At 42.0% G+C, this 26,036-nt stretch carries 11 protein-coding genes and 1 pseudogene; 2 read left to right on the top strand and 10 right to left on the bottom strand.

The annotated features are described in order from the left end of the window. Complete coding sequence (locus MORIYA_RS21885; RefSeq protein WP_456299074.1) at window positions 1–183, top strand: phage integrase; 183 nt, start codon at window positions 1–3, stop codon at window positions 181–183. A gap of 185 nt (window positions 184–368) precedes the next feature. On the opposite strand, the pseudogene MORIYA_RS03065 reads toward MORIYA_RS21885, so the two are convergent. Further along, window positions 369–814, bottom strand: a pseudogene (locus MORIYA_RS03065) (2-nitropropane dioxygenase); the annotation flags it as partial. A 70-nt stretch (window positions 815–884) separates the two neighbouring features. Here MORIYA_RS03065 and MORIYA_RS03060 point away from each other — a divergent pair. Beyond that, the gene (locus tag MORIYA_RS03060; RefSeq protein WP_112718404.1) at window positions 885–1,502 is read left to right on the top strand and encodes a Fic/DOC family protein; all 618 of its coding nucleotides are present in this window, start codon (window positions 885–887) and stop codon (window positions 1,500–1,502) included. A 376-nt stretch (window positions 1,503–1,878) separates the two neighbouring features. Here the strand turns inward: MORIYA_RS03060 and MORIYA_RS03055 are convergent, their stop codons facing one another. The 9 genes from MORIYA_RS03055 to lpxM all read right to left on the bottom strand — a co-directional run bounded on the left by MORIYA_RS03055 (window position 1,879) and on the right by lpxM (window position 25,858). Beyond that, a complete protein-coding gene (locus tag MORIYA_RS03055; protein WP_112712604.1) occupies window positions 1,879–3,495 on the bottom strand; it encodes a PfaD family polyunsaturated fatty acid/polyketide biosynthesis protein in 1,617 nt (538 codons plus the stop codon). A gap of 173 nt (window positions 3,496–3,668) precedes the next feature. Then, window positions 3,669–9,569, bottom strand: coding sequence for a beta-ketoacyl synthase N-terminal-like domain-containing protein (locus MORIYA_RS03050; protein ID WP_112712602.1), 5,901 nt, complete (start codon window positions 9,567–9,569; stop codon window positions 3,669–3,671). A gap of 114 nt (window positions 9,570–9,683) precedes the next feature. Continuing rightward, window positions 9,684–12,347 (bottom strand): PfaB family protein, encoded by a 2,664-nt coding sequence (locus MORIYA_RS03045; RefSeq protein ID WP_112712600.1) that lies wholly within the window; start codon window positions 12,345–12,347, stop codon window positions 9,684–9,686. A 160-nt stretch (window positions 12,348–12,507) separates the two neighbouring features. Next, window positions 12,508–20,673, bottom strand: a complete 8,166-nt coding sequence (locus MORIYA_RS03040) for a type I polyketide synthase (protein WP_112712598.1) — start codon at window positions 20,671–20,673, stop codon at window positions 12,508–12,510. Between the two features lie 779 nt (window positions 20,674–21,452). Continuing rightward, the gene (locus tag MORIYA_RS03035) at window positions 21,453–21,854 is read right to left on the bottom strand and encodes a thioesterase family protein (protein WP_112712596.1); all 402 of its coding nucleotides are present in this window, start codon (window positions 21,852–21,854) and stop codon (window positions 21,453–21,455) included. 172 nt (window positions 21,855–22,026) lie between these two features. Beyond that, window positions 22,027–22,245, bottom strand: a complete 219-nt coding sequence (locus tag MORIYA_RS03030; protein ID WP_112712594.1) for a VF530 family protein — start codon at window positions 22,243–22,245, stop codon at window positions 22,027–22,029. 81 nt (window positions 22,246–22,326) lie between these two features. Beyond that, the gene (locus MORIYA_RS03025; protein ID WP_112712591.1) at window positions 22,327–23,106 is read right to left on the bottom strand and encodes a patatin-like phospholipase family protein; all 780 of its coding nucleotides are present in this window, start codon (window positions 23,104–23,106) and stop codon (window positions 22,327–22,329) included. A gap of 113 nt (window positions 23,107–23,219) precedes the next feature. After that, the gene (pykF, locus tag MORIYA_RS03020) at window positions 23,220–24,632 is read right to left on the bottom strand and encodes a pyruvate kinase PykF (RefSeq protein ID WP_112712589.1); all 1,413 of its coding nucleotides are present in this window, start codon (window positions 24,630–24,632) and stop codon (window positions 23,220–23,222) included. A gap of 284 nt (window positions 24,633–24,916) precedes the next feature. Next, on the bottom strand, window positions 24,917–25,858 hold the full coding sequence (gene lpxM, locus MORIYA_RS03015) for a lauroyl-Kdo(2)-lipid IV(A) myristoyltransferase (RefSeq protein ID WP_112712587.1): 942 nt from the start codon (window positions 25,856–25,858) through the stop codon (window positions 24,917–24,919). Between the last annotated feature and the right edge of the window lie 178 nt (window positions 25,859–26,036).

Genomic DNA, 26,036 nt, shown 5'->3' with positions numbered 1-26,036 from the left:
ATGAAGCCAAGTGTTGTGGTTCACTACCATGGTCAACAGCTTAAAACTGGTGCTGCAGAACATCGACACTTAATTATGATTGATTCAGACTTAGGCCACGCTAGAGCAGACCAAATAACACGGCAATACTTCATTCCATATCGAGAAAACAAGATGCGAAAAGGTATGGGAAAGTTAAAATAGGGTGTGTCGGAAATGGGGTTTTTAAGTAAAGCCAATATATACGCAATTAATAATTAGTACTTGTGAGTGCCATTACTGCTATTCATTACACATAAAAAAACCCCGTTAACAGGGAATAAGCCTGTGATAACGGGGTAATATTCGCACCCTCAGGCGCTTTTATTAATCATTGTCACTAATCAACATTAATCACTTGTACGATAGCTCGCCAATTCAGTACTTAAGCTAACACCTTGCAATTTCAACTGATTTACACGTTCTAAATACGCGGCACCTTTAAGCATGTGCAAGGCAACATCAACAGCGCCACGGCGAGTATAGTCTTCAAGGTAAGAACCTTTCACCCAGCTGTTAAATGCACCTAATTGGACCTGCCCAAATCTGGTAATCCATTTCACGTCCCTTCTCGCCGGTATTTGACCAACATGAAGAAAGACCAAGATACCAACGGAAGATCAGTGCCATTTTACGCTTAGGACTACTTTTCGCACGTGCTAGCATTTCTGGATCACGCTCAGCAAAGAACGCTATCGTACCATCCCAGATCTCGTCAAGGTTTGAACGGAAGATCTGCTGCCGGAATGTCTTTAATTGAGTCCAGGTCATAAAGTTTCTTCACGCGTATGGTGAACCAAATTAAGTTGAATTGTTTGGTATGTGCTTTAAACTCATATTACGAATCCCAAATATGTCACCCATTTATGACTAAATATGAAATCGACTCTTCTGAAACTCAATATCAGCCAGGGTCTAACGACACCGTAATGGCAAACATTCTCGATATTATTGACGTAATAGAAATGAATGATATTGAAGCGATACTGTTAACAAAACTATACGAAAAATATTTTACCACTAACACTCCCGAAGCAGACAATTTTTCTTTTGAAAACATTTCAACCTGGCATCGACAATGGCTTGGTAATGTCTATAAATGGGCTGGGAAAATTAGAAATGTTGATATGGGGAAAGGCGGATTTCAGTTCGCTTCACCGCTTCAAATTGGTCGTTGTATAGATCTATTTGAAACCGAATACTTATCCCAATTTAAACATTTACCGAATATGAATCAGGAAGAGTTAATATCATACTTAGCTCGCAGCCATATTGAATTTATCTTAATACACCCTTTTCGTGAAGGGAATGGTCGTATGAGTCGACTACTGATGGACAGTATCTGCAACAAAGCTGGATTTGGCTTGTTAGATTATAGCCTTTGGGATAAAAATAAAGATTTTTATATAGCCTCCATTCAAGCTGGTGTATCACACGACTACCAGCATATGGAGCGATTAGTTAGAGATATACTAGCAGGCTAGTGATAGTGAACTGTATTTATGCTTGTTAGCTTTGAGCTTTTTTTCTATCGAACTTACAGAAGCTCTTGTTTCAATAGCTGTAGAGCTAGCAACTGCCCTGTATATCATTTTTTGAGTTACTTTTTTGTTTTGACTTTTCATGACTCGCGATCCTGAGAGAAACTAACTATTACTGTTGATGCTACATGACAAATTATCACTTTTCAATCTAAAGTATATTCCATTTCAGCACATAATGCCTACAGAAATAAATTTACGATTAACGTAAAGCGCGAAATATGTTTATCCACCAATACGCGTTGCAGTGAATCCAGTGATAGCGGAAGGGATTCCCCCTCCGGCAGAAGCTTTAATATATAAATGAAACTAATCAACATTAATCACTTGTGCGATAACTTGCCAATTCTGTACTCAAGCTAACGCCTTGCAATTTCAACTGGTTTACACGTTGTAAATACGCAGCACCTTTAAGCATGTGCAAGGCAACATCTACAGCGCCACGGCGAGTATAGTCTTCAAGGTAAGAACCTTTCACCCAGCTGTTAAATGCACCTAAACTTGGGCCAGCCCAGATCTGATAATCCATTTCGCGTCCCTTCTCACCGGTATTAGACCAGCGTGAAGAAAGACCAAGATACCAACGAAAGATAAGTGCCATTTTACGCTTAGGACTGCTTTTCGCACGTTCTAGCATTTCTGGATCACGCTCAGCAAAGAACGCGATCGTACCATCCCAGATCTCGTCAAGGTTGGCACGGAAGATCTGCTTTTCAATCTTCTCACGTTCTGCTGCAGGAATGTCTTCAATCGAGTCATAAGTCACATACAGGTCATAGAGTTTCTTCGCACGCATAGCGAACATAGAACCACGTTTTAATACCTGTAGCTTAACGCCCATTTCAAACATATCTGCCGCTGGCGCCATCGTTACATCGGCCATTTCAACGGTAGCTAACAGTTTACGCGTATATTCAGATGCACCAGCTTCGACACAAGCCTGATTAACCGAGCCCAGTACGATGTAAGCTGCGCCCATGTTAAATGCGGCGAGCGCCGCTTCCGGTGTTCCGATACCACCACCAGCACCCACGCGTAATGCAGGAGAGAAGTTATACTTAGCTTGCACTTCATCACGCAAACCAATAATAGTCGGTAATAAGGTTAAAAATGGTCGATTGTCAGTATGACCACCAGAATCCGCTTCCGCAGTAATATCGTCAGCCATTGGCACTAACAATGCTAATGCCGCTTGTTCTGGTGTGATCTTGCCTTGTGCTAATAACTTATCCAGTAACTTTTGCGGTGCAGGCTCCATAAAGCGGCGACCAACTTCGGTACGTGATACTTTAGCAATAACCTTGTTACCAATATTTACTGACCCATCGCTGTTTTTTGATAAACCCGCCGCACGATACCAAACAATATGCTCAGTTAAACCCAGGTAAGCCGAGGCCTCTACCGTTTTAACACCCAGTTTAAGAAAACGTTCAACCGCGCCACGCTCTAGTGCTTCTTCTGCTGGTGCGTGGATCAGGTTAACCGCATAAGGGCCATTTGGCAGTTCTGCTTGAATACGACGAATTGCATCTTCAACCGCATCTGGTACTAAACCTGCTGCGCCGAAAGAACATAACAGCCCCGCTTTACCTAACGCGACAACAAGTTCAACCGACGCAATACCGTTCGCCATTGCGCCGCCATGGTAGGCATATTTAACCCCATGTTGTTTTTTATAAGCATCATCGCCCAGATCTTCTGGTGTTAGTTTTTGTGCAAATGCCAATACATCAACATCAATATTGTTGCTGATAGCACCAGATACTGAAGTATGGTTAGTGATGCCCATAACACCCGAGTGATTAGCAACGTAAAGTGGCTTAGACAAATCCATTAAAGTTGCTTTAATTTCGACATCTTGCGTATGCACTGACGCCGGATCAACTTTCCAAGCCCAGTTAATTGCGTTGTTATTGTTAAAACCTAAACTCGACATACTTAATTCCTATTTTTGCAGCTGCTGAGTTCTTAACTTTACGCCTGAACTCAACAACTGAACTATTCCGTTTATTATCTTGTATCTTAAAAGTAACCTAGCCTGTGCTACATCGGCCGTATTGATTAAAGAATATCTATAAGCGTCTTTAACCAATTCGGCACTTATGCCTGCTACGCCTCAACAATACTTAATACAATATTCTTCACTTCATAAATGCGCAGACCATCTTTAGACAGGTTAGCATCACCGACAATACGTATTTCACCAGCTTCAGTAATGATCTCGGTAATATGTACATCCAGAGACATTGTCTTATTCAGCGGCGTAATTTGACCACGGTATTTCCAATCAACTTTCGTCATTGGTGCAATGAAACGAGGATTACTGAACTGTGCGCCTAAATCATTTTTCAACGCATAAGTTTGCATTAACTCGATGATAGCTTCAACACCTAATGAACCAGGCATAACCGGATCTTGGTGGAAGTGATAACGGAAGAACCAATCATCAGCATCAATAGTACGTTCACCATAAACATAAGCAACACCAGCTTTACCACCGCCTTCAACCACTGACACGGTATCGATGAAGTTCATCTGACCGCCAGCCAATTTATAATGCGGTTTATCCGCAGGTGCTTTAAACAGAGCCAATGACTGATTAGTTAAATCAAACACATCAATTTTATCTGTCGGGGTATTGTTATCAACAAACCAAGCATGGGTAATTTTACCATTATCAATACCCAGTTGGTTAGTCAGCGACTCGCCACTGAAGTAACCAAATACCGCTTTACCAGTATAAAATAACTCGCCATCCACTGACATATCAAAGGTGAAACTTTGAATGATCGCGCCACCAGCAATAGCCGTGCTCACTAACACTGATTTATTAACAATCGTCTTGCCGCGTAAATCGATCTGTTTCAATAACGTGCCGCTACCATCAAGGTTACGGAAGAACAGGTCTTTTTCAGGGTATTTAAGCGTCGTGCCCATGTAACCAGAAATAAAGCCATTTGGTTGCAGTGCAATTTCCATGATCAGTGAATATGGCATCCAGTTTTCATGGCTATTTTTAGTGAAATACCAAGCGTCTTCCGGTACATAGTATTCAGCGACACAGCTTGACGGATTCTTCAGATCAAGACGTTCGCCCTGCACTTCAACAACCTGAGTAACCACTTGTAGATCACCACAAGGGGTACGCGGTGGAATGCGGCCTTCATAGACATCAAAATCAGGTCCAAAACAATTAGAAATGTTACCCGTTGCGAATTCAAACATATGCCAAGGCGTGAACGGTGCTTGATTCGGCACCCTATTCTGCCCTGCAACCATAGGCGCTTCGAAATGCTGGATAGGTGTTACACCTTTGCTTTTCGGTGACGACAAATCTGATTGCACGCGCATTAACGGACGTTCTGGGAACTTAAATGGTTCAATACCACGTTCGTCTATATCCGCTGCGTTAACATTTATAGCCACTGGCGCTGCCGTTGTTACAACAGGCGCTGAAGCAGGAGCCACTAGCGCTTTAACTACCACAGTCTCAGGTAATGTTACCGGATAAGGTGAATTATCATCTTGTTCGGTGATCATCACGCAAAGATTTTTAAAATCTACCACTACTTTACCGTCAAGCAGGATATCAATATTCGCCTTCATGAACGGGTACGGTTCCATCCCCATCGCAGTCACTTCCATACGATAAGTCAACGTGTTGCGCTGCGGTAATACCTGACCACGACAACGTACAGTTTGCGATTCGCCTGGCAGGGGTTGGAATCGTGCATTATTAACGTTGGTATGCATGCCCAATGACAACATAAAGAACATTGCCATCTGGCCACAGCCTTCCGACATCAAAGAACCTGCCATCACTTCATCACCTTTAAAGTGACAAGGAAAATACCAATGCTCAGGATCTAAGTCTTTTTCGCCTTCTAACAGCCCTAAGCCCCAATGACCACCGGTTGGATCTATTTTGGTAATACGCTCAATCATCAAGAATTTTTCTGATGAGAATTTCAATGACGGATTACGGCCACCGAGATCATATTGCGGACCGAAACAACCTGCCACGTCACCGTTAACCAGCTTCATCATGTCGTTATGATCGTATTGGCTGCGGTTATTTTGCAATAGCGGGGTAAATGATGATTTCACGGCATCAGCAAATTCAGCTTTATCTTTGTCGTTATGGATCACGCCTTTACCATCGACAAGCTCTTCATCAGTAAAGAAACCAGCACAACCATTACGCATGATAAGTACTTTCTTATCACCCACATAACAATCATAGTGGAAGAAGAATAATAACTGTTCACCATTACGTGCATAAGAATCGATATGGATCTCATAACGCAGTGTTTCACCACCGAAAGCCATTTCTTCAAGGAAAGTGAGTTCACAATCAAGTAAGCGGTATACACGCTCACCTTTAGCTTGGAAATCGATACCTATATATGAGATCAACATCAAGTCACACTGACCTGATTCCACGGCTACTGACCAAGGGATCTGACCATCAATAAGGAACGGTGCATCGACTGGGATATCATATTCCGTACACATGTAGGATTTTTTGTATTCGTGAATCTTAGCATCAAGCTCGGTAACGCGCGTGACTAACAAATAATCCGAGGTTGGTAAACGCACACGACGTGAGTAACCATCAATAATGTTGTACTCAGCACCAAATACTTTACCAATATCACCTTCCGCGAATTCGACCAGATCGGCTTGATCATAAATGACATTTGCTGGTTTGTTATAACGCTCAGTTAACTGCAATGGTGGATAGTTGTAACCGACTGGCCCTTTGATCTGGAAACCGGCCTGAGTCGCAACAGCTTGAGCCTGTGCTTCGACACTGGTGAGGTTAGCAGCAACGACTGGCTTCTCTGAAACAACTCTCGACACAACTGTCAGTGGAGTAACAGTTTCCGAGGCTGAAGCTTCAACTCGACCTTGCACTGGCAAACTATCCGATACTGGCGTTTTAGCTGATAGCTTCGCTTGTAGTTCGATAAGTTGTGACAGGTTTTTCTGTGCAGCTAAGCGGTTTTGTAAGAATGCCTGATGCGTAGACGCTTGCTGATAAATTTCTGTACTGGCTTTACTTTTCACTGTCACTCCAACAACGCTCTGAGCCATTACTGGCTGCGCTGTATGTTGATGTTGGGAAAGGATTGAGGATCCTGAGATCTCAGCTTCATTGCTCGAATTAGGACGAATACCTTGTGGTATCAGATTATCCATAATTATCGGCTGGTTAACCTTAGTTAAGGTTTTACCCGCAAACTGCGCTTTAATCACATTCAACGATGAACTGGCACTATTCACAATGGCTTCAGCAATTAACTGACCACCAAGCTTGATCGTTTTAACCAGTTGCGGACGGCGTTTACCGATTGGCGCTGGCGCAGCTTGATGACCTTGTTCCGAAGTCGACAAAATAAGATGTGCACAACTGTTATCACGACCAAGACCGTTAATCGCAATATGTTGTACCGCTTTTTGTTGATCTTGACTACTTGGTTGATCTAACAGTAAGGCAGTTTTAATAATACTAGCAATACCAGATGCATTAAACGTATGACCAATATTGGATTTTACCGAGCTAATATTAACGTTTGGATAAAGTGTTGAAAATGCGATTTTTTCAGCACTATTTTCGGCACTAAAACCACTGGCGTGCGCTTCTACACTCGTCACATCTGCAGCACTGATACCTGCTAACGTTAAGGCTTTATCCGCCGCACTCGCAATAGCTTTGGCATCGCTGCCTGATGCAAAACTAACCGCATCAATGCTGGCGTAAACTTGTTGAGATGCAACTTGGGATACAGGTTTCACTACAATCGCAGCAGCACCCTCACCCACCAGCCATTGCTGTTCATCGAATAGGTTGTTGCTGGTTACGTCTTTGCTATTACGTCCATTTTCACTTACCGGACCAAAATGCTGACGTAAGGTAATGTTTTCAATAGACCCGGCCAAATCAACCGCAGCAATAATAACCGCGTCAACATCACTGGTTTGGAATAGGTTTTCAGCTAATTCAACGCAACGATAAACCGAGTTTTCTTCAGCCGACACCGTGATCGCAGGACCAGAGAAATCCCATAACGCCGAAATACGTGACGCCATGATATTACCAATGAAACTGGTGTACTGATTTAACTGCGCGGCAGAGGCGAGACCATCTTTGGCAATATTAGTCAGTTCTTCACGTTGCTCAACCGTTAAGTTAATCCCTTGCTGTAATAAACTGTCTTCGATCTGCGTGGTTAAATTAACGCGACCACGATACTGGTGTAATTCCAGCTCCATGCCCATAGCAACTAACACGGCAACATTACTGCCTTCAACGAGTCCTGCATCTTTCGCCGCATTGTCGGCAACTTGCATCATCATTAATTGTTGTGGGATCAAGCAGTCTTTTTCATTTGGCGGCACTTTGAAACGTAAGAAATCGATATCTAGCTGTTCAACATAGCCACCTTTAGGCGCTTTTGTTAACTGCAACGACTGCATAACGTTAGCGTTACTTTCCATGCCTTTCCAGCGTTGCTCTGGTAACTCACGGAAGGTGTTTTGGTTATTATCTAATAAGGTTTTGAACTGCGCTAAGTTACTCGCACTACCAAAATGGCTGTCCATACCAATAATAGCCAATGGCTCACGCGGTTTAGCAGCACTAAAGTTAGTTTCAAGCACTTGCGTTGGTTGTTGTAATACCAAATGCGCATTACTGCCACCAAAACCAAAGACACTGACACCAGCTGTACGTGGGCCAGTCGTTTCAGGCCAAGGCACAGTACTCGTCGGCATCTGTTCGCCAGTAAAGTAACCATTTTTAGACTGCAATGGTTCTTTCAAATTAATCGTGGCAGGAATAAGACCTTTACCTAGCGCTAATATAGCTTTGGTCATGCCCGGCATACCGGCAGCCGTTAACAAATGACCAAGGTTAGATTTAACCGAGCCCAACAAAGGTTTGTTGTTGACTCGACTAAAGAAGGTTTCCATCGAGCGTAATTCAACATTATCACCTTTCGGGGTACCGGTAGCGTGGCACTCGATATAATCAACGTCTCTTGGATCCACTCCAGCATCTGCATAAGCGCGTTCATAAGCGAGTACCTGACCCTTGGTATTTGGGCTTAATACAAACTCACCTTTACCATCATTCGATAATGCGCCGCCTTTAATAATGGCGTAAATATTGTCACCATCGCGGACTGCATCACTGTGGCGTTTTAATACCATCATGCCCGCGCCTTCACCGGCAAATAAACCTTGTGAATTTTTGTCAAACGGGGCATGCACGTTATTACCTGGATAAGCTTGGAAAATCGAGAAGCCCATATTCACAAACATCGGATCTGCTGCTGATACCGCGCCGGCTAACATCATGTCAGCTTTGCCGGTATGCAGATAATCACAGGCTAATTTAACGCTATAACAAGATGACGCACAAGCCGCATCCAACGCAAAGTGTGACCCACCTAGACCCGCAGCTTTGGCGATCAAAGCCGCTGGATAACCCGAGACTAAGGCATTATCGGCATGTGTTTTTTTAGCAGCCGTGTAATGGGTTAATTGAAAATCTGGATGTAATAGTGACTTTAACGCATTATCAACAACTTGATGATATAACGGCATGAACAGCTGATTTGATGACTTGGTTGGGAATGACAGATTGCCTAAAATAACCCCGCAATTTGCCAGCGCATCACTGCCCCAGTAACCTGCATCTGCAAGCGCTTGTTTAGTAACATAAAGCCCCCACTGATTTAGATCGTCTAACCCCGTTAAATAGCTACTATCGACTTGATAACCAGAAGCATCAAAATTGAAATCACTGATGTAACCACCGTGGATACAGTAAAACTTATCCGTATCACCCTTATTAGCGGTATATTTAGCAGGGTCAACGCCCATTTGAACGGCTGTCGCTTGACTGCGGCAATCTTGTTGTTCAAGCAATTGCTGCCAAAACTGATCCGGAGCTTGTGAGCCCGGAAACAAATTAGCAATACCTACTACTGCAATATTTTCCATAATTACTCTCTTTAAATCCATATTTCGACTGACGGAGAACGCCCCGTCTGGACTGTTTATCTTGTTTTGTTGATCTTATTTAATTATCGGCCTGCTCTAGCGAAGCGTCATGTATTAACAATTAAGGCGGCCCGCTTTAACCAGGATTGACCCGTTAAACAAGCTATCTAAATTCAAATTCACGCCATGGCTAACTAATTTAGCAATCGCGCGAATATAAGTAAGTTCGTCACTGGTGCCTTTGGCATTCACCGGCACGGATACATGGCGGCTATCTTGTTGCTCATCATGTTTATTCTTGTCAGACAGTAGGATCTTATCTACCCAGCTGCATAACGAACGTCCCGGACCCATTTCAATAAATACCCGCGCGCCTTTATCATGTAAGGTATTCACTAAACGCGGAAAATCCACCACATCACACAAGCATTTAGCAATACTGTGCGAAATCGCTTTGCTGCGTTGTGGGATCGGTAAATAACATGAACTTGAATACATTTTGGTGTTAATACGTGCAGTAACATCCATATGATATAGCTCAACCATATGGTCATATTCGGCATAAGCTGGGGCGCTATGAATTGCGTTGGCCATATTTAATGCCATTGCCCGCTTGCCTAATTTTTTAATCACTCGCTGGCAAGCTTCTGGATAACCCGCCAGTAATAAACTATCTGGCGTATTGATAATGGTGCAGTACACACGATCTTCATCTGCAGCCGCGATCTCTACCTGTTCGATAGTCGCCTTGATGGTATAGGTTTCCCAGATCTGCTCAAAAGTACCGTTAGCCACATCAGGTAACCCCCAATGCTGGCGTAGGGTTCTTAATTCACCACAAAGCTGATGATTAAAGGTATTTGATTGCGCCAGACGCGCACTCATCAGTCCCGGTTGTTGCCAGCAGCCGAGTGCTGCATACATACTGACTTCACCCATGCTATAACCCGCGGCAAAGTCTGCTTTAACCGCAAAGACTTCTTCAAAAACCTTGGTAAATACACAAGCAAAACCCACACCCGCTTCTGCAATATTGGCTAGGTTGCCACGTAGATCCAGATCCAGCTGTTTTAGCTGTTTGAAACTATGGCGAGTAATGCTGCGCGGATTAAGTAAAGTATCTTTCAGGCTGGCACCAATGTCATCTGCTAAGGCAGCGACTGGCTGGAAAATCTGTGGGAATAAATGAAACAGCTCACGCCCTAAACCAACATAAGTAGCGCCAATACCCGGGTATAAAAATGCCACACCACCTTGCACGTTGTTATTCGCACCGCGGTTAGCTGGCTGCCCAGTAAAATAACTACCCTTAGGGGTTTTCCACTCACTGACATTTGCATCATTAAACACGCTGCTGATACCAACGAACGCAAGCGTGATCTCTTTGCTTAGCTCTTCAGTTGTCTCAGCAATGAGCACTGCGCTATAAACTTTGTTAGTATCAGTACGGGCAAAACAATCCGCCGCGATCTGTTTAATATCGGACTTATTTAATTGTCCGGCAATAGTCTCTAATTCACTGCGTAATTGTGCTTCGTCATTACCTTGAACAATAACCAGAGCTAAATCGCTCGATGCAAAAAAACCATTACTGCGCACATCACTAACCGGATGGACTTGGCCAGCAATCTTAACCTTGTTTTCTTGTAAGATGACGTGACAATAGCCATACTCTAATGCCGATTCTGATAAAGCATTATTTGATAATAAAGGTCGCGTAACGCAACTATAAGCCGCAACATGCGCGCTACCATCTGCATTCGGAAACCAAGGTCTGGCATCAACAGGCATATAGAATGGCGAACGCTGCCACTCTGACATTTGTGTTTGGATAGGTTGTTGCCAGTCTTTAATAGCGGGTATATAACGCTGATGTAAGCTAATAACTGCTTTTAATAAACCCGCAACCTGCGAGAAATATCTATCTTCACCAGTCACACTACGCGCACAACTTAATGCGGTATGTAAAGTTTGCGTATGACTGTAAGCAGACATTAAACCCTGGCTTTCAGATAACGCCACTCCCGCTTTAGAATCTGCCGTTACTTCTAATAAACCCACCTGCTGAGTTGTGATTTGAGCTTGCTGTAATGCGAGGCTGACGGTATTAGCAATGTTTTCAACATTGAGTTCAGTGTTTTCACTACTAAGCTGAGAGTTTACAGCCAACTGAGCGAAACCCTTGATACAGGCATAAATATAACATTGATTAACACCAGCAAAATCGGTTGAGGAGATAAGTAAACTGGCGAACCCTGCAACGCTGGCATAACCACTAAATGTTTCATCAAAGCTGATGGTTGCCACGGGTGCTTCTGCAGTATCACTATTGACGCTATCACTATTGGCACTATCAACTTTTACACAGTCATGACCAACAGCACTCGCACTATTAATACCGATCACAGCGACTGCACAGTCTTGGTTATTGACTAAATCAGTTGCTTGCTTCAGTGCTTGGCCTAGATCCGTAATAACAACACAGCTCGCACACTGCTGCGCGACTTGTTGTACCAGCTGGTCATCAGCACAGTTGTTCACATCAGCAATAATCAATACCGCTATATTAGCCATGTTCAACTGATTAGTTTCTGCTAATAACGCCACAGACGTTAACACTGTTGCTGAAATGCTTTGTGGCTCTTCAGCAGTATTCATACCGCTGGTGCCGATGCTATTTCCAACATTAGCACCTAAATAGAAAGCACGTTCAACACGGTCAATATTGTCTTGTCCGCTAAATTTAGCATCCATACCAATAACAGCTAATTCCGTCATATTCTCTTTAATATCCTATTTCGAATAGTAATAGCTAAAAACGCTGGAAACTGGAATTTAAGCCAACCGCTTTTAGCTATTAATATTGTTAAAAACAATGAATAAAATAGACGCCATGTTGACCATGACGCCTACAGTTATTACTTATTTATTTACAGGCTCAAGACATATCATTCAAAATGTCACTCACACTGACTTGCGCAGATTTAACTTCTGCAAGTAATTGCATATCAGCACTGATCAATTGAATATCACAACAGGCTTTACTGCCTCGTGATGTCAACAGATCATGCTCAACAACCTTGAGTTGCAAATAAAACAACTCATCAACCGCCACTTCACGATACACAGTCCAAGTGGCTGTTACAGAAGGTAAGCTACCTAAATTAAATTGCTTACGCACCCATACCAACATAGCCTGATAAACCAAGTCATTAGCAAAGATGTTGTTCGCTGCTAAGGGGAATGCACCCTGCTTAGCTGCTGCAACGTTCGTTACCTGACACGCCAGTAATAGTCCTTGCTCATCACAACGTAATATCTGCTTAATACCCTGCAGACTGTCGCCATGGAACAAGGTGCCATTGCTATATAATGCTTGTGCTTCATCCGCCGATTTAAATTCCGGAACCTGAAGCTGAACCTTAACCGTATCAAGTGGTTGAGAGGCTAACAATATCGTCGCTGCATAATGAAACACAGGTTTACCATTACTTTTCAGGCTAAATATTTTTGCCGCAATACGGACTACGTCTTCCTGCTCGGAACCAGTAGTCACAGGCGACAATTGGATTTGGTAATCCGCCGCCTCATTGCCATCAAAAACCACCCCTTTAAACAATTTATAGTCTTCGAAACCGACATATTTCAATGCACAGTCGCGTTTACTATAAGTCGCTTGTGCCGCATCACTCATCCAGGCAATCGCGCATACCGTAGGTAATACCTGATTGCCTTTAATCATGTGATCAGCTAAAAAATGGTTTTCGCTAACTTGAAAAATACTGTTGTTAACCTTAGCGTTATCACTATTAGGTAAAGAGCTACTGTTAGTCGCTTTGATGCTTTTAATCACTAAAGCATCGGATAAACGACTAACTTGTGGCTTTTTTACAGCTGTACCTTTTTCATCGACTTTTTCATCACTACTGGTATCTTTTGATAAATCATTACCCACTAGGATTTGTGGACAACGATTATCATTCGCTGCTAATTCATTCAGTAACAACTGCGCGCCCGCATCAAGCGGAATAATATATACACCACGTTGATCAAACATACGTTTCAGCTCAGGCGTTACCATACCGCCATCCCAAGGACCCCAGTTAAAGCTCAGAACCTGTGCTTGTGGGTGCAATGATTTAAAACGATAGGCAGTTTTATTTAAGATCTCATTGGCAATCGAGTAATCAGACTGACCCGGGTTACCGTAAAAACCAGCGGCTGACGAGAACAATACCAATTGCTTGATGTTGCTTGCCTCAGTCACAGATAGCAGTGATAACAAACCGTCAATTTTGGTGCTGTAAACAGACTCAAAATCGCTCAGTGTTTTTTGCTCAATGAATTGGTCAGCTAAAACGCCAGCGCCATGAATGATACCTGTGATATCACCAAATTTAGCGATAACGGGTGTCACAGCAGCCTTTACGTTTGCAGCCTTGGTTACATCAGCAGAAACATACTCAGCTTGACCACCAGCAGCGGTAATTGCTGTTAATGTTTGTGCAATTTCACGATTAGCTTGAATAGGTTTGATTAACTGTACGATCTTCATCGGTGTTGGTTTATCACCAGCAGCAATCAAAGACTGCATCGCTGCTTTCTTTAACGCTGCTTCATCGCTAATACCCTGTGCCCAACTCGGCTCATCGGTTGAGAACTTTGAACGTCCCAATAAGATAAACTTAGCTTGATACTCTTTCGCAATACGAACAACACAGTGTGCAGTCACACCTTTAGCACCACCGCTAACCAAGAATACCGAGTTAGCATCAATGTTATTACCAGCGGTTAATGCGTAACTATCAGTAACAACAGCGGTTAACGTGACACGTTCAACGCCATTTTTCTCTGCTGGTTGATAACCAACTTCAATTAAAGTGGTGTCAGCATCAAGCAGTTCATCACTAACAATGGTTGCCACTTGCTCGGCTGTTAATGACGATGGCATATCTACTGCACGACAGAATACGTTATCCCATTCGTGTGATAGTGTTTTAACTAAACCGTTTAAGCCACTTTGTACTAAGTCACTTTTGACTAGATCATCGTTCTTAGCTGAATTAGCGTCGCTAAAACCTAATGAACCACCCTGTTTAGTCACTACCATAAAAGTACCACGCACTTTAGCTGCTTGCGTTACTTTGCTCAATTTAGCCAATAAGAACGCTAACATTAAGCCTTGCTTAGAGGCTTGCGGGTATTCGATATGGTTTATCTCAGTGCTTGCATGCAGATAGATAACCGCATCAAGTTGCGCATTAGCAGTAATGATATTGTTAATTTCAGCTTCATCAACCGCGTTTAACGTCACTACATTCACAGACTTAGCAAACGTTTGAGTGCTGTTAGTTGTGATCCAACTCGGTTGTAATGCCGTTACATTCCAGCCAGATTTAATTAATTTATCCGCTAATTGCACTGCACTATCACTACCGTCAGCAACGATTAAGGCGTTAGCACCTTTAGCATCTTGACTGATTTTAGTGACTGAGCTTAATCGCGTAATCGCAACCGTCGCACTCGGTGCTGGTTGAAATTCCACTTTGTCTTCTGCAGCTGCTGTGATGGTTGCAACACTGTCATGCATAAATGCATCTGAAACAGCGCTTTTAGCATCGGCACTGCCAGTCGCCTTGCTTTGCATGGCTTTACTCTGCATATAAAGTACAATTTCTTCTAGGGTACGCAGCTCAGCTAAATCTTCTGGGTTTAGCTCAGGTAAATCAGTAATGATCTCCTGCACCGCACCTAAAATTTCAACTCGTTTGATTGAATCAATACCGAGGTCCGCTTCCATGTCCATTGCTAGTTCTAGCATATTGGCAGGGTAACCCGTCTTATCCGCAACAACGTCCATCATCACGTTTTGAATACGGTCTAAATCAATAGCCGGTGCCACAACTGTATTCGCCGTTGTATTAACAACTTCAGCTACACTGTCAGTAACAATCGGTGATTCAACTTTACTCTGCATATAGGTAACGATTTCACCTAAAGTGCGCAATTCAGCAAGGTCTTCTGGGTTTAGCTCAGGTAAATCAGTAATGATCTCCTGTACTGCCCCTAAAATTTCAACGCGTTTGATTGAGTCAATGCCAAGGTCAGCTTCCATATCCATGCCTAATTCAAGCATGTCTACCGGATAACCCGTCTTGTCTGCAACCACTTCCATCATTACCGTTTGGATGTGATTTAAGTCGATAGTAGGTGTAGCGCTTGCTGTTACAGCGGCAGGTGCACTTTCTGCTACAGGTGCCTTGCTCTGCATGTAACTAACGATTTCACCTAAGGTGCGTAATTCTGCTAAGTCTTCTGGGTTTAGCTCAGGTAAATCTGTAATGATCTCCTGTACTGCCCCTAAAATTTCTACACGTTTGATTGAATCAATACCTAAGTCAGCTTCCATATCCATGCCCAGTTCAAGCATGTCTGTTGGATAGCCAGTTTTATCAGCCACAACATCCATCATTACTGTTTGGATATGGTTTAAATCGATAGCAGGTGCTGAACTTGCTGCTACAGCGTCTGTCGTTGCCGCAGGTACACTTTCTGCTACAGGCGCCTTGCTCTGCATATAACTAACGATTTCACCTAAGGTACGTAATTCTGCTAAGTCTTCTGGATTTAGTTCAGGCAAATCTGTAATGATCTCCTGTACTGCCCCTAGAATCTCAACACGTTTGATTGAATCAATACCTAAGTCCGCTTCCATATCCATGCTCAGTTCAAGCATGTCTGTTGGATAGCCAGTCTTATCGGCCACCACATCCATCATTACGGTTTGGATGTGGTTTAAATTGATATCAGGTGCTGAACTTGCCGCGACAGGCGCCTTGCTCTGCATATAACTAACGATTTCACCTAAGGTACGTAATTCCGCTAAGTCTTCTGGATTTAGCTCAGGCAAATCTGTAATGATCTCCTGTACTGCCCCTAGAATCTCAACACGTTTGATTGAATCAATACCTAAGTCAGCTTCCATATCCATGCTCAGTTCAAGCATGTCTGTTGGATAACCGGTTTTATCCGCAACCACTTCCAGCATTACAGTTTGGATGTGGGCTAAATCAATGCCGGCAACTGCAGGTGTCGTAACAGATGCACTTGTTGCAGGCGCTACAGCCTGGGCTTTAGCATTCATATAATCAACGATTTCACCAAGCGTGCGTAGCTCAGCAAGATCTTCAGGGTTAAGCTCAGGAAGATCTGGGATCAGTTCCTGTACTGCACCTAAAATTTCAACACGTTTGATAGAGTCGATACCTAAGTCCGCTTCCATATCCATGCTCAGTTCAAGCATGTCGGTCGGATAACCGGTTTTATCAGCAACAACGTCTAACATCACCTTGTTAATCGTTGCGACATCGATGCTCGCTTGAACGGCAACCGCTGGTACAACAACTGCTTCAGTCACAGTTGCAGGGCTAACTTGTTGTTCAGCCACGACAGCAACCAATGCAGGTGTAGGCGCTAATACCACAGTTTGTACTGCAACGGCTGCACTATTTGCAACATTAGGTACCGCATTAGTCACGGTACTTACAACTACAGAACTTACCACTTTGTCATTAACAACCGGAGTTGTTGGCGATGCCGTTTGTACAGGCTGTTGTGGCGTATTCAATGCCACTTTAACAGGTACAGCTGTTGCTATAACGTTAGCTTCAGCACCCGTGAGCATGGTATTCATATGGCTGGTCTGATTATTCAGATAAGTTGCATGTACACGCAGAGTTTCAGATTGGAACTCGTTATACATAGATAAAGTACGATCTAAACTTTCTGGTAATTCGTTGTTGGTTTGCGCTGCAAGTACCGCTTGAACTGTTTTAGCATAGTCTTGTGGACCCTGCATAAACTGCTCATGCACGCTTAATAATTGCTGCTGGTGCTGAACAAACTGACCAACACTGCGCTCGATAGAAGCAACCAGGTCGGCATCACTATTATTAATGACATTGTTAACAACAGCGCTGTTAACGTGAGTGTTAACACCATTGTTATTATTTTTCGATGCAAGTGAACCATCCGCATTAACGTAGACAATCTTCTCGACTTCAACGATTCTTTCTACTATCTTCTCGACTTCAACGATCTTTTCAATCACTTGAGGCTGTGGCACAGCAACAGGTGCAGCTTTCGCTTGTTTCACCGTCCAGCCATCGGTTAACGCATCTTCAAATGCTTTTTTAGTTTTCGGACTCACATACGACGCAGCAGACAGTTTCATCACCATAGGTGACGCTTTCGGCGCCGTTAATGGACGCTTAACCGCATCAAACGGGTCAATATTTTCTAACGCGACACCAAGCACTGCCATCTGCAGAGCAGCTTGACGCATTTGCACATCAGCAGGTTGTTTTGGATTGGCATTAACAGCGATTGCTACAACATCAGCTTTGTCGTTAAGAATATTTTCAACCAGTTTAGTTAACACATTCTTCGGACCAAACTCGATAAAGATGCGACCACCATCCGCATAGATATTGTCAATTTCTTGATTGAAATGGACAGATTCCAACATATGCTTTTTCAGGCTTTTCTTAATTTCGCTCGGTTTACTTGAATGGGCTAAACCGGTGCCGTTTGCAAAGACTGGGATTGTCGGTGCTTTAAACTTAGCGCTATCAATCGCTTTGGCAAATGGCTTTTGAGCGTGACCCACTAATGGGGTATGGAACGCAGCGGATACAGGTAAAGGTACAACTTTGAAACCAGCCTTACCCAGCGCTGTAATAGCAACCGCAATTTGTTCGCTCGACCCAGCAATAACCACTTGGTTATTAGAGTTGTAGTTAGCAATAGAAACATCATCAATCGTATCGATGATAACCGCAACTTGCTGTGGGTCACCCACAACAGCCGCCATCTTGCCAGCATCAAAGTCTTGTTGCTCTGGCGCCGCCATTGCTTGACCACGGCTACGCGCCAACATCATGTAATCACTGTCGCTTAATACGTCAGCTGCCCATAATGCCGTTAACTCACCGAAACTGTGACCGGCGGTAAAATCAGCTTTGAAACCTGCTTGTTGGAAAGTTTTAAACAGACCAACACTCAGGCAACCAATCGCCGGTTGTGCATGTTGAGTTAAACGCAATTGCTCTTCTTGCAACTTACGATCAGTATCGGTATACACAGGGATCGGATAAGTGATCGCAGACAACTGGCCTAAACCAGCAGTACTGAATTCTTTATCCATCGCCGTCGCACTATCCATCATGCTTGGGAAGTTACACGTTAACTCACGGCCCATGTTCACATATTGCGAACCTTGTCCGGAGAATAACGCGACAACTTTACCATTGGCATCAATACCCGCTTGGCGATAATAAATCCCCGTTGGTACCGACCATGTTGCTTTATCTGCATTGACGCTGAATTGTTTCAACGCCGCATCAATCATAACAATCGCTTCGTTGGCATTACGTGCAACAAAACCTAAACGCGCTTGGTCTGCTGATGGCGTTTTTAACGGCCAGGTAGTCACCAAATCATTAAACGCAAACGTCTGCAGATCAGCCTCTACTGCTAGCTTAGTACGCCAGTTATTTAATTCTGCAATAATACCCTGTTGGTTAGTCGCAGAGATAAGGACGGTTTGCGAGACTGAGTTTAATCGATAAGCGCTATTATGGCTCGGGCGATACTCTTCTAATACAATGTGGAAATTAGTACCACCAAAACCGAATGAGCTAATACCCGCACGGCGTGGCATACCATCTTCACGTGGCATCCAAGGACGCGTTTCACTGTTTAAATACATCGGGCTGTTTTTGATATCCAAGGCTTCACTTGGTTTATCGATATGAATAGTCGCGGGTAAGATTTTATGATGCAGTGCTAATGCTGCTTTGATCATGCCCGCAGAACCTGCCGCAGCTTTGGTATGGCCAATTTGCGATTTAACCGAGCCTAACGCAATATGCTGTTTCTTATCACTCGCCGCACCAAAGTGTTGGGTTAAACCACCAAATTCGGCTGCATCTCCGGCTTTCGTACCCGTACCGTGACCTTCAATTAAGCCACATGTTTCCGGTGCAAAACCAGCATCTTCATAAGCACGTTTAAGCGCTTTAGCTTGACCATCTGGACGTGGAGCGTAAATTGATTTGAAACGACCATCAGAAGACGTGCCGATACCTTTAAGGACAGAATAGATTCTATCGCCATCGCGTTCAGCATCTTCAAGGCGTTTAAACGCCAACATGCCAATACCTTCACCAACCAGCATACCTTTTGAATCGTCATCAAACGGACGGATATCATCATTGGTGGTAAACGCAGGTGTTTTTGAGAATGACATATACATGAATGGTGAGTTATCACAACATACACCACCCGAGATCATCACTTCTGAACGGTATTCCAGTAAGTCTGTAATCGCCATCTTAATTGCTGCAAGGGAGCCAGCACACGCTGCATCAACCACACAGTTAGTACCACCAAAGTCGAAGCGATTAGCAATGCGACCAGCAATAACGTTACCTAACATACCAGGGAATGAATTCTCTTCCCAACCTATGTAGGCTTTTTTGAATTTTTCGATGATCATTGCGCGATCATCTTCATCAATACCTGACGCTTTTAATACTTTTTCTAACACTGGGCCTTGCAGGCGAGCAGTTAACGGTGAAATTTGTTTCTGACCACCACCAACACCTAGCGTGATACCAATTTTATCATGGTCATAATCACTGCCAATACCAGCATCACTTAATACATCGCGTGCAACGATTAACGACAGCAACTGAGCGATATCAGTTAACTCTAAGATATTTGGCGGCAAGCCAAACTCCATCGGATCAAAATCTAGTTCAGGAATGAAACCACCGCGTTTGCAGTATGTCTTATCTGCAGCTTTTTTATCTGCCGAATAATGGTCATCAATATTCCAGCGGTCGCTAGGCACATCGATAATCGCATCAACAGAGTCCACGATATTATCCCAGAATTGATCCAGATTTTTCGCGTCTGCAAAAACCGATGCCATACCAATGATTGCTATTGGACATTCTTGTAAACGTGAATTTAACCGTTGTTCATCATTACTTAACACTTCCTTGCCGTGCTTAACCGATGTGGTGTTCTTTTTAGCCATTGTGTTATTGCTCCTGTAAGGATCTTCCTGCACTAAAAACAATGCTCATTAAACGTTCATTTGAACACTAAGCTAATTGCTTGAGCGTACAAGTGTACTCTTAAAGTGCGAAAAAAATCTACCGTCATTTCATTTCACATAAAATAAATTCGGTAGAGTTAATTGTTTTAAATCTTATCTCAATAGTCAGCATTGAACTTTACCGTCCAACGCCAGCATTGTTATTATTTACATCTGCAATAATATACACAGGATTAAAAACCAACTCAAATACACTAAATTTATAGTGCGGCAGACTCATCAGATCAGGAGATAACTGAAAACAGCTGATCCGGCATTATAAAAACAGCATATTTATGCATTTAATCGCCGTTTAACTGTATATTAAGTCATAAACATCATTTTTTAACTAAATCGCCCTTCGCAAAAACAACCTAGAGGCAAATAATTAATCTTAAATCTGCGTGACATCTCATTTTTAACACGTCTTTGTTAGCTTAAACGACGTAATAAATGAGCCGGTGCTTACACTAAATTACATAACAACAGTGGCAATGTCAGAATTCAATCAGAATTCATGAGTTTTAGACTAAATACTCAGCATTTCAAATGTAATTATAACCGTATTTAATACTGATAACACTAGAAAAAGCATGTGAAAACGTCGCTATTAGCGATGGTCAAATCGTGACGGGAAGTCATATAAACGTAAGGAGAGGCAGCAAATGCCTCGTTATTAATTGTGATTTTTTCGTACTCAAATTGGCTAACGCCAGATATTATCCATTTACCATTGCGGTTAACACATCGTCAGGAATCGGCTGTAAGCGTTTTTCTTTATCTAAGCACACCATTTCAATGTCTCCGATAACGGCAGCCTTAGCCGCATTAGGACGCCACACCTCTTGACGCCAGACAGTTTTATATTTGCCGTCGAGTACAAAAGAAGTACGGATATCACAAACTTCAGCAAATTCCACCCCATCTAGGAAAGTTAGATTGGCTTTATAAACCGCAAAACCTAAGCCGCGTTCATTCCACAATGTCGCTAATAAATCACTATTGATCACATGCTCACGAGCGCGTTCAAAATACTTTAAAAAATTAGGGTGGTAAACAACGCCAGAGTGATCGGTGTCTTCATAATAAATTTGAACAGGGTGATGGTATATTTTCGTCATTACTGGAATTAACCTATTTGGTCATGTATTTAAAAATATATAGCATATAGATAAATTGGAGAAATAAAAGTGCAGTATTGAACAAGGTGTCAGGTATTGACACAGTCTATTAAATTAACCGGCAATTGTTTATCTCCATAATGAACAAGGACCGGTCAACAGCAACCGAAATCTAATCTTCAGTGACCATTTTCACATATAACGCTTCAACTTTTTCACGTGCCCAAGGCGTTTTTCGTAAAAATTTAAGGCTAGACTTCACACTTGGATCATGCGTAAAACAGCGAATATTAACGTAGTAGCCAAGACCATCCCAACCATATTTATCAACCAGACTGTTAATTACTTTTTCGAGTGTCATGCCGTGAAGCGGGTTATTTATTTGAGTCATGTTTACCGTAATAAATGATTAATAGTTAATTGCCGAGAAGTATAACACAAGACTAAAAAAATCAGTCTAGCTATACCCAAGTTACTTCAATTCAACAATACTATTATGTTGTTCTTTAGCAGCGTCATAGCCAATAGCAAAGATTTCTCGTAATGATTTTTCGTCAGTTGCAAATGTATTGTAATTAACTAATGCTTCGGGATAAATTTGTACATCACATTGTGCCAATTTGGCTAATTCAGCGGCACTTCCTTGTAGTGTAAATGCCCGTAATACCACGTCTTTGATACTCGACAATTCTTCAGGCTCCACTTGACGTATTGGTGAAACATACACGCCAATGATTTTATCACAATCATTTTCGATAACACTAACGGGGAAATGATTCACAATGCTGCCATCAGAATAAACTTGTTCCGCAATGATCATCGGTGAAAATACCAAGGGATAACTAGCTGATGCGAGCACTGCATTGATCACTGAGCCATCATTAAAGATATGCTCCTTACCAGATAACATATTCGTTGCAACAATACGTAACTCAGGAACAAGATGTTCAAAGTTGTCTAACGGAATATACTTTAAAAATTCAGGGTATAATTTAGCCGGATCAATAAAACCGGCTGAAGCCCGAGTAAACTTCCAAGAGAATGGCTTAACATCAATAAAAAAACGCAATATTTCGTCGATCTCTAATCCAGAACAATAAAGTGCACCGACCATAGATCCGGCACTGGTACCTGCAATTACATTTGGTCTTACTCCCTGCTCTAACAGATACTTTAATACCCCAAGGTGAGCAATGCCTTTCGCCCCGCCACCCGAAAGAACTAAGCCAATTTTATGTTTAACTCTACCCATCCTTTTGATTAATCCCAATTAACTTTTATTCACTGTATATTAACTTTATCTTAAATTTAGGTATAAAAAAAGAGAGCATACGCTCTCTTACTCTATAATATCAATTTAACAACTTAAAGTTGATGAACTGATGCCGTGTTTGTTGTACCCGATGGCACAAGTGCACCTGAAACCATAACAATAATATCACCTTTTTTTGCTAGGCCAGTTGCTAACGCAAGTTCTTTACCTTTACGATAGAATTCATCAGTACTATCAATTTGCTCAACGATACAAGTGCTTACACCTTTAGTTAGGCATAATTGTTGGGCTGTTTTTTCATTCGTTGTGATTGCAAGAATGTTCGCTTTCGGGAAATACTTACGTACCGACTTAGCTGATTTACCGCCGCGAGTAGCAACAACAATAAGTGGTGCGCATAACTTTTCAGTTGTTTCTACCGCACCTTTACAAACAGCTTCTGTAATACGTAAGCTTTTGGCAACGATATTAGCACCCAATTCAGAAGACATTGACTTATCAGTACGTTCACAGATATTAGCCATAATAGTTACAGCTTCAACTGGGTATTTACCTTTCGCCGTTTCACCAGAAAGCATTACCGCATCAGTCCCATCGAGTACAGCATTGGCAACATCGCCCGCTTCGGCACGTGTTGGACGAGGATTGTTGATCATTGAATCAAGCATTTGCGTTGCCGTGATCACAACTTTACCTGCTTTATTACATTTCTTGATCATCATCTTCTGTGCCATGATCACTTCTTCAACAGGGATCTCAACACCGAGATCACCACGAGCAACCATGATACCGTCTGATTCTGCAAGGATCTCATCGAAATTATCAACACCTTCTTGGTTTTCAATTTTTGAGATAATCTGAATGTTTTCGCCACCATTATTAAATAATATTTTGCGAATTTCTCTTACATCGTCAGCTTTACGGATGAATGATGCAGCAACAAAATCAACTTCTTGCTCACAACCAAACGCTAAATCTGCTTTATCTTTGTCTGACAATGCAGGTAATCCTACGCTGATGTTAGGTAAGTTAACACCTTTGTTTTCACCAAGTGCGCCAGTATTTAATACTGTACATTTTACTTCTGTATCAGTTGTTTCAATAACTTTCATTTCAATCAGACCATCATCGACAAGGATGATCGCACCTGCGCTTAGATCTTTAGCAAATCCAGGGTAAGTTACAGCTACACTATCTTTATTACCTACCACATTAATATCAGTTGTAAATGTGAATAACTGACCAGCTGTCAGTATTACGTCTTCACCATTTTCTAACTTAATTGTACGAATTTCTGGGCCTTTAGTATCCAGTAACACAGCAATTTTTTTATTTAGATTTTCACTTACTACACGGATATTTTGAATTCGTACCGAGTGCTCAGCAAAGTTACCGTGAGAGAAGTTTAAACGCATAACGTTCATGCCTGCATTAACAAGCTCTGTTAGTTTCTCTACTGATTCAGTTTTTGGACCAATTGTACAAACAATTTTAGTCTTTTTCATTCTTATAGCTCCGTATGGATGTTTTATATTCTTATTAATTTCGTGTTCTATTTATAGTCTAGATGAGAAAATGGTTCTATTTATGTGAGAATGACTATATACAATATTCTTTTATTGAAGTGATATCGCTTTCATATGAAACCAATTGTAGCAAGGATATATTGAAAAACATAGAGTGATATACACAAAGAAAGACAGAATAGATACCTAGATCAAATTTGTTTCGCTTTTTCGACTAAAAACACAGCAAGTAAAGGCGATATAGTGTTTAAACCACTGGGTTGTTAATAGATTTTTTTACCATCCGGGCGTGTTCTTAATAATCTTAACGTCCACATGTATTGATCCACACCACATTCAATCAACGCTTCAATCTCTTTATTCATCATGACCGCATCTTGCTCTGGGCTTTCTGATGGAAAATTTTGCATTGCCGGTCGAATAAAGGTTTCAAATTTACCTAATTTTTCATTATATGCGGCATACATAGGCACCACTGTCGCATTTGTTTTTTGCGCTAATTTACCCAACACAGGTAGCGTTGCTTTCTGAGTCGCAAATAACGGCGCGAATACACTACGTTTAGGGCCATGATCTTCATCGGGTAAATAATAACAACTCTCACCATTTTTTAAGGAATGTACAAGTGCGCCTAACCCTGCTTTTCGATGGTAAAGGCTACCACCGAATTTAGTGCGTTGGCGTGTCATTAACCAATCAAATAATTCGTTTTCAGAATTATTAAACATGGAACAAAAAGGCGCGCCATAAGACACGATATGCAAACCTGCAAAATCAATTGCAAAAGTATGGGGTACTAATAAAATGCAAGGCTTGCCTTGTTCTAATAACGGGAACAAATTTTCGCCACCATGAACAATCATTCGATTGCGATTATAAGCAAGACTGCGTGCACTCGGTTCTGCATAGCTTAAGATGGTTTGGCAAAATGTCACTAAGTTAACCATGATAATACGATCTTGTTCAACATCATCCATTTCAGGAAAACACATAGATAAGTTGATTTTTGCAATTTTCTTACGCTTAGCCATTAATTTTAAATTGAATAACTTAGTAGCAATAAATCGTGCAAACTTATCACGTGGTTTCACTGGCATAAAGGCGAATAAGTATAATACAAAAACGCCGAACCACACTGGCCAAAACTTAGGGAGTAAAAATGTTTTTTTGAAAGAAAGGTCGTACGGTTTATATTTATCAGACATACAATTTTATCAAACCTGTTTAAATTACAAAAATATTACAAGACAACAAGTAAATTAGTTTATGCAGTTCTGTCTTCAAATCCAACTATTTTTTATGTTTACTCGGTTATTTGAACCCTTTTAATAAATTATTAATCAATATGGGTAATTTTCATTACCTGGCTTACCCTAATTGACT

This window comes from Moritella yayanosii, assembly GCF_900465055.1.
GTDB classification, from domain to species: Bacteria; Pseudomonadota; Gammaproteobacteria; order Enterobacterales; family Moritellaceae; genus Moritella; species Moritella yayanosii.
Note: the sequence above shows the minus strand (reverse complement) of the source record. Positions and strands in the feature narration are given on the sequence as shown.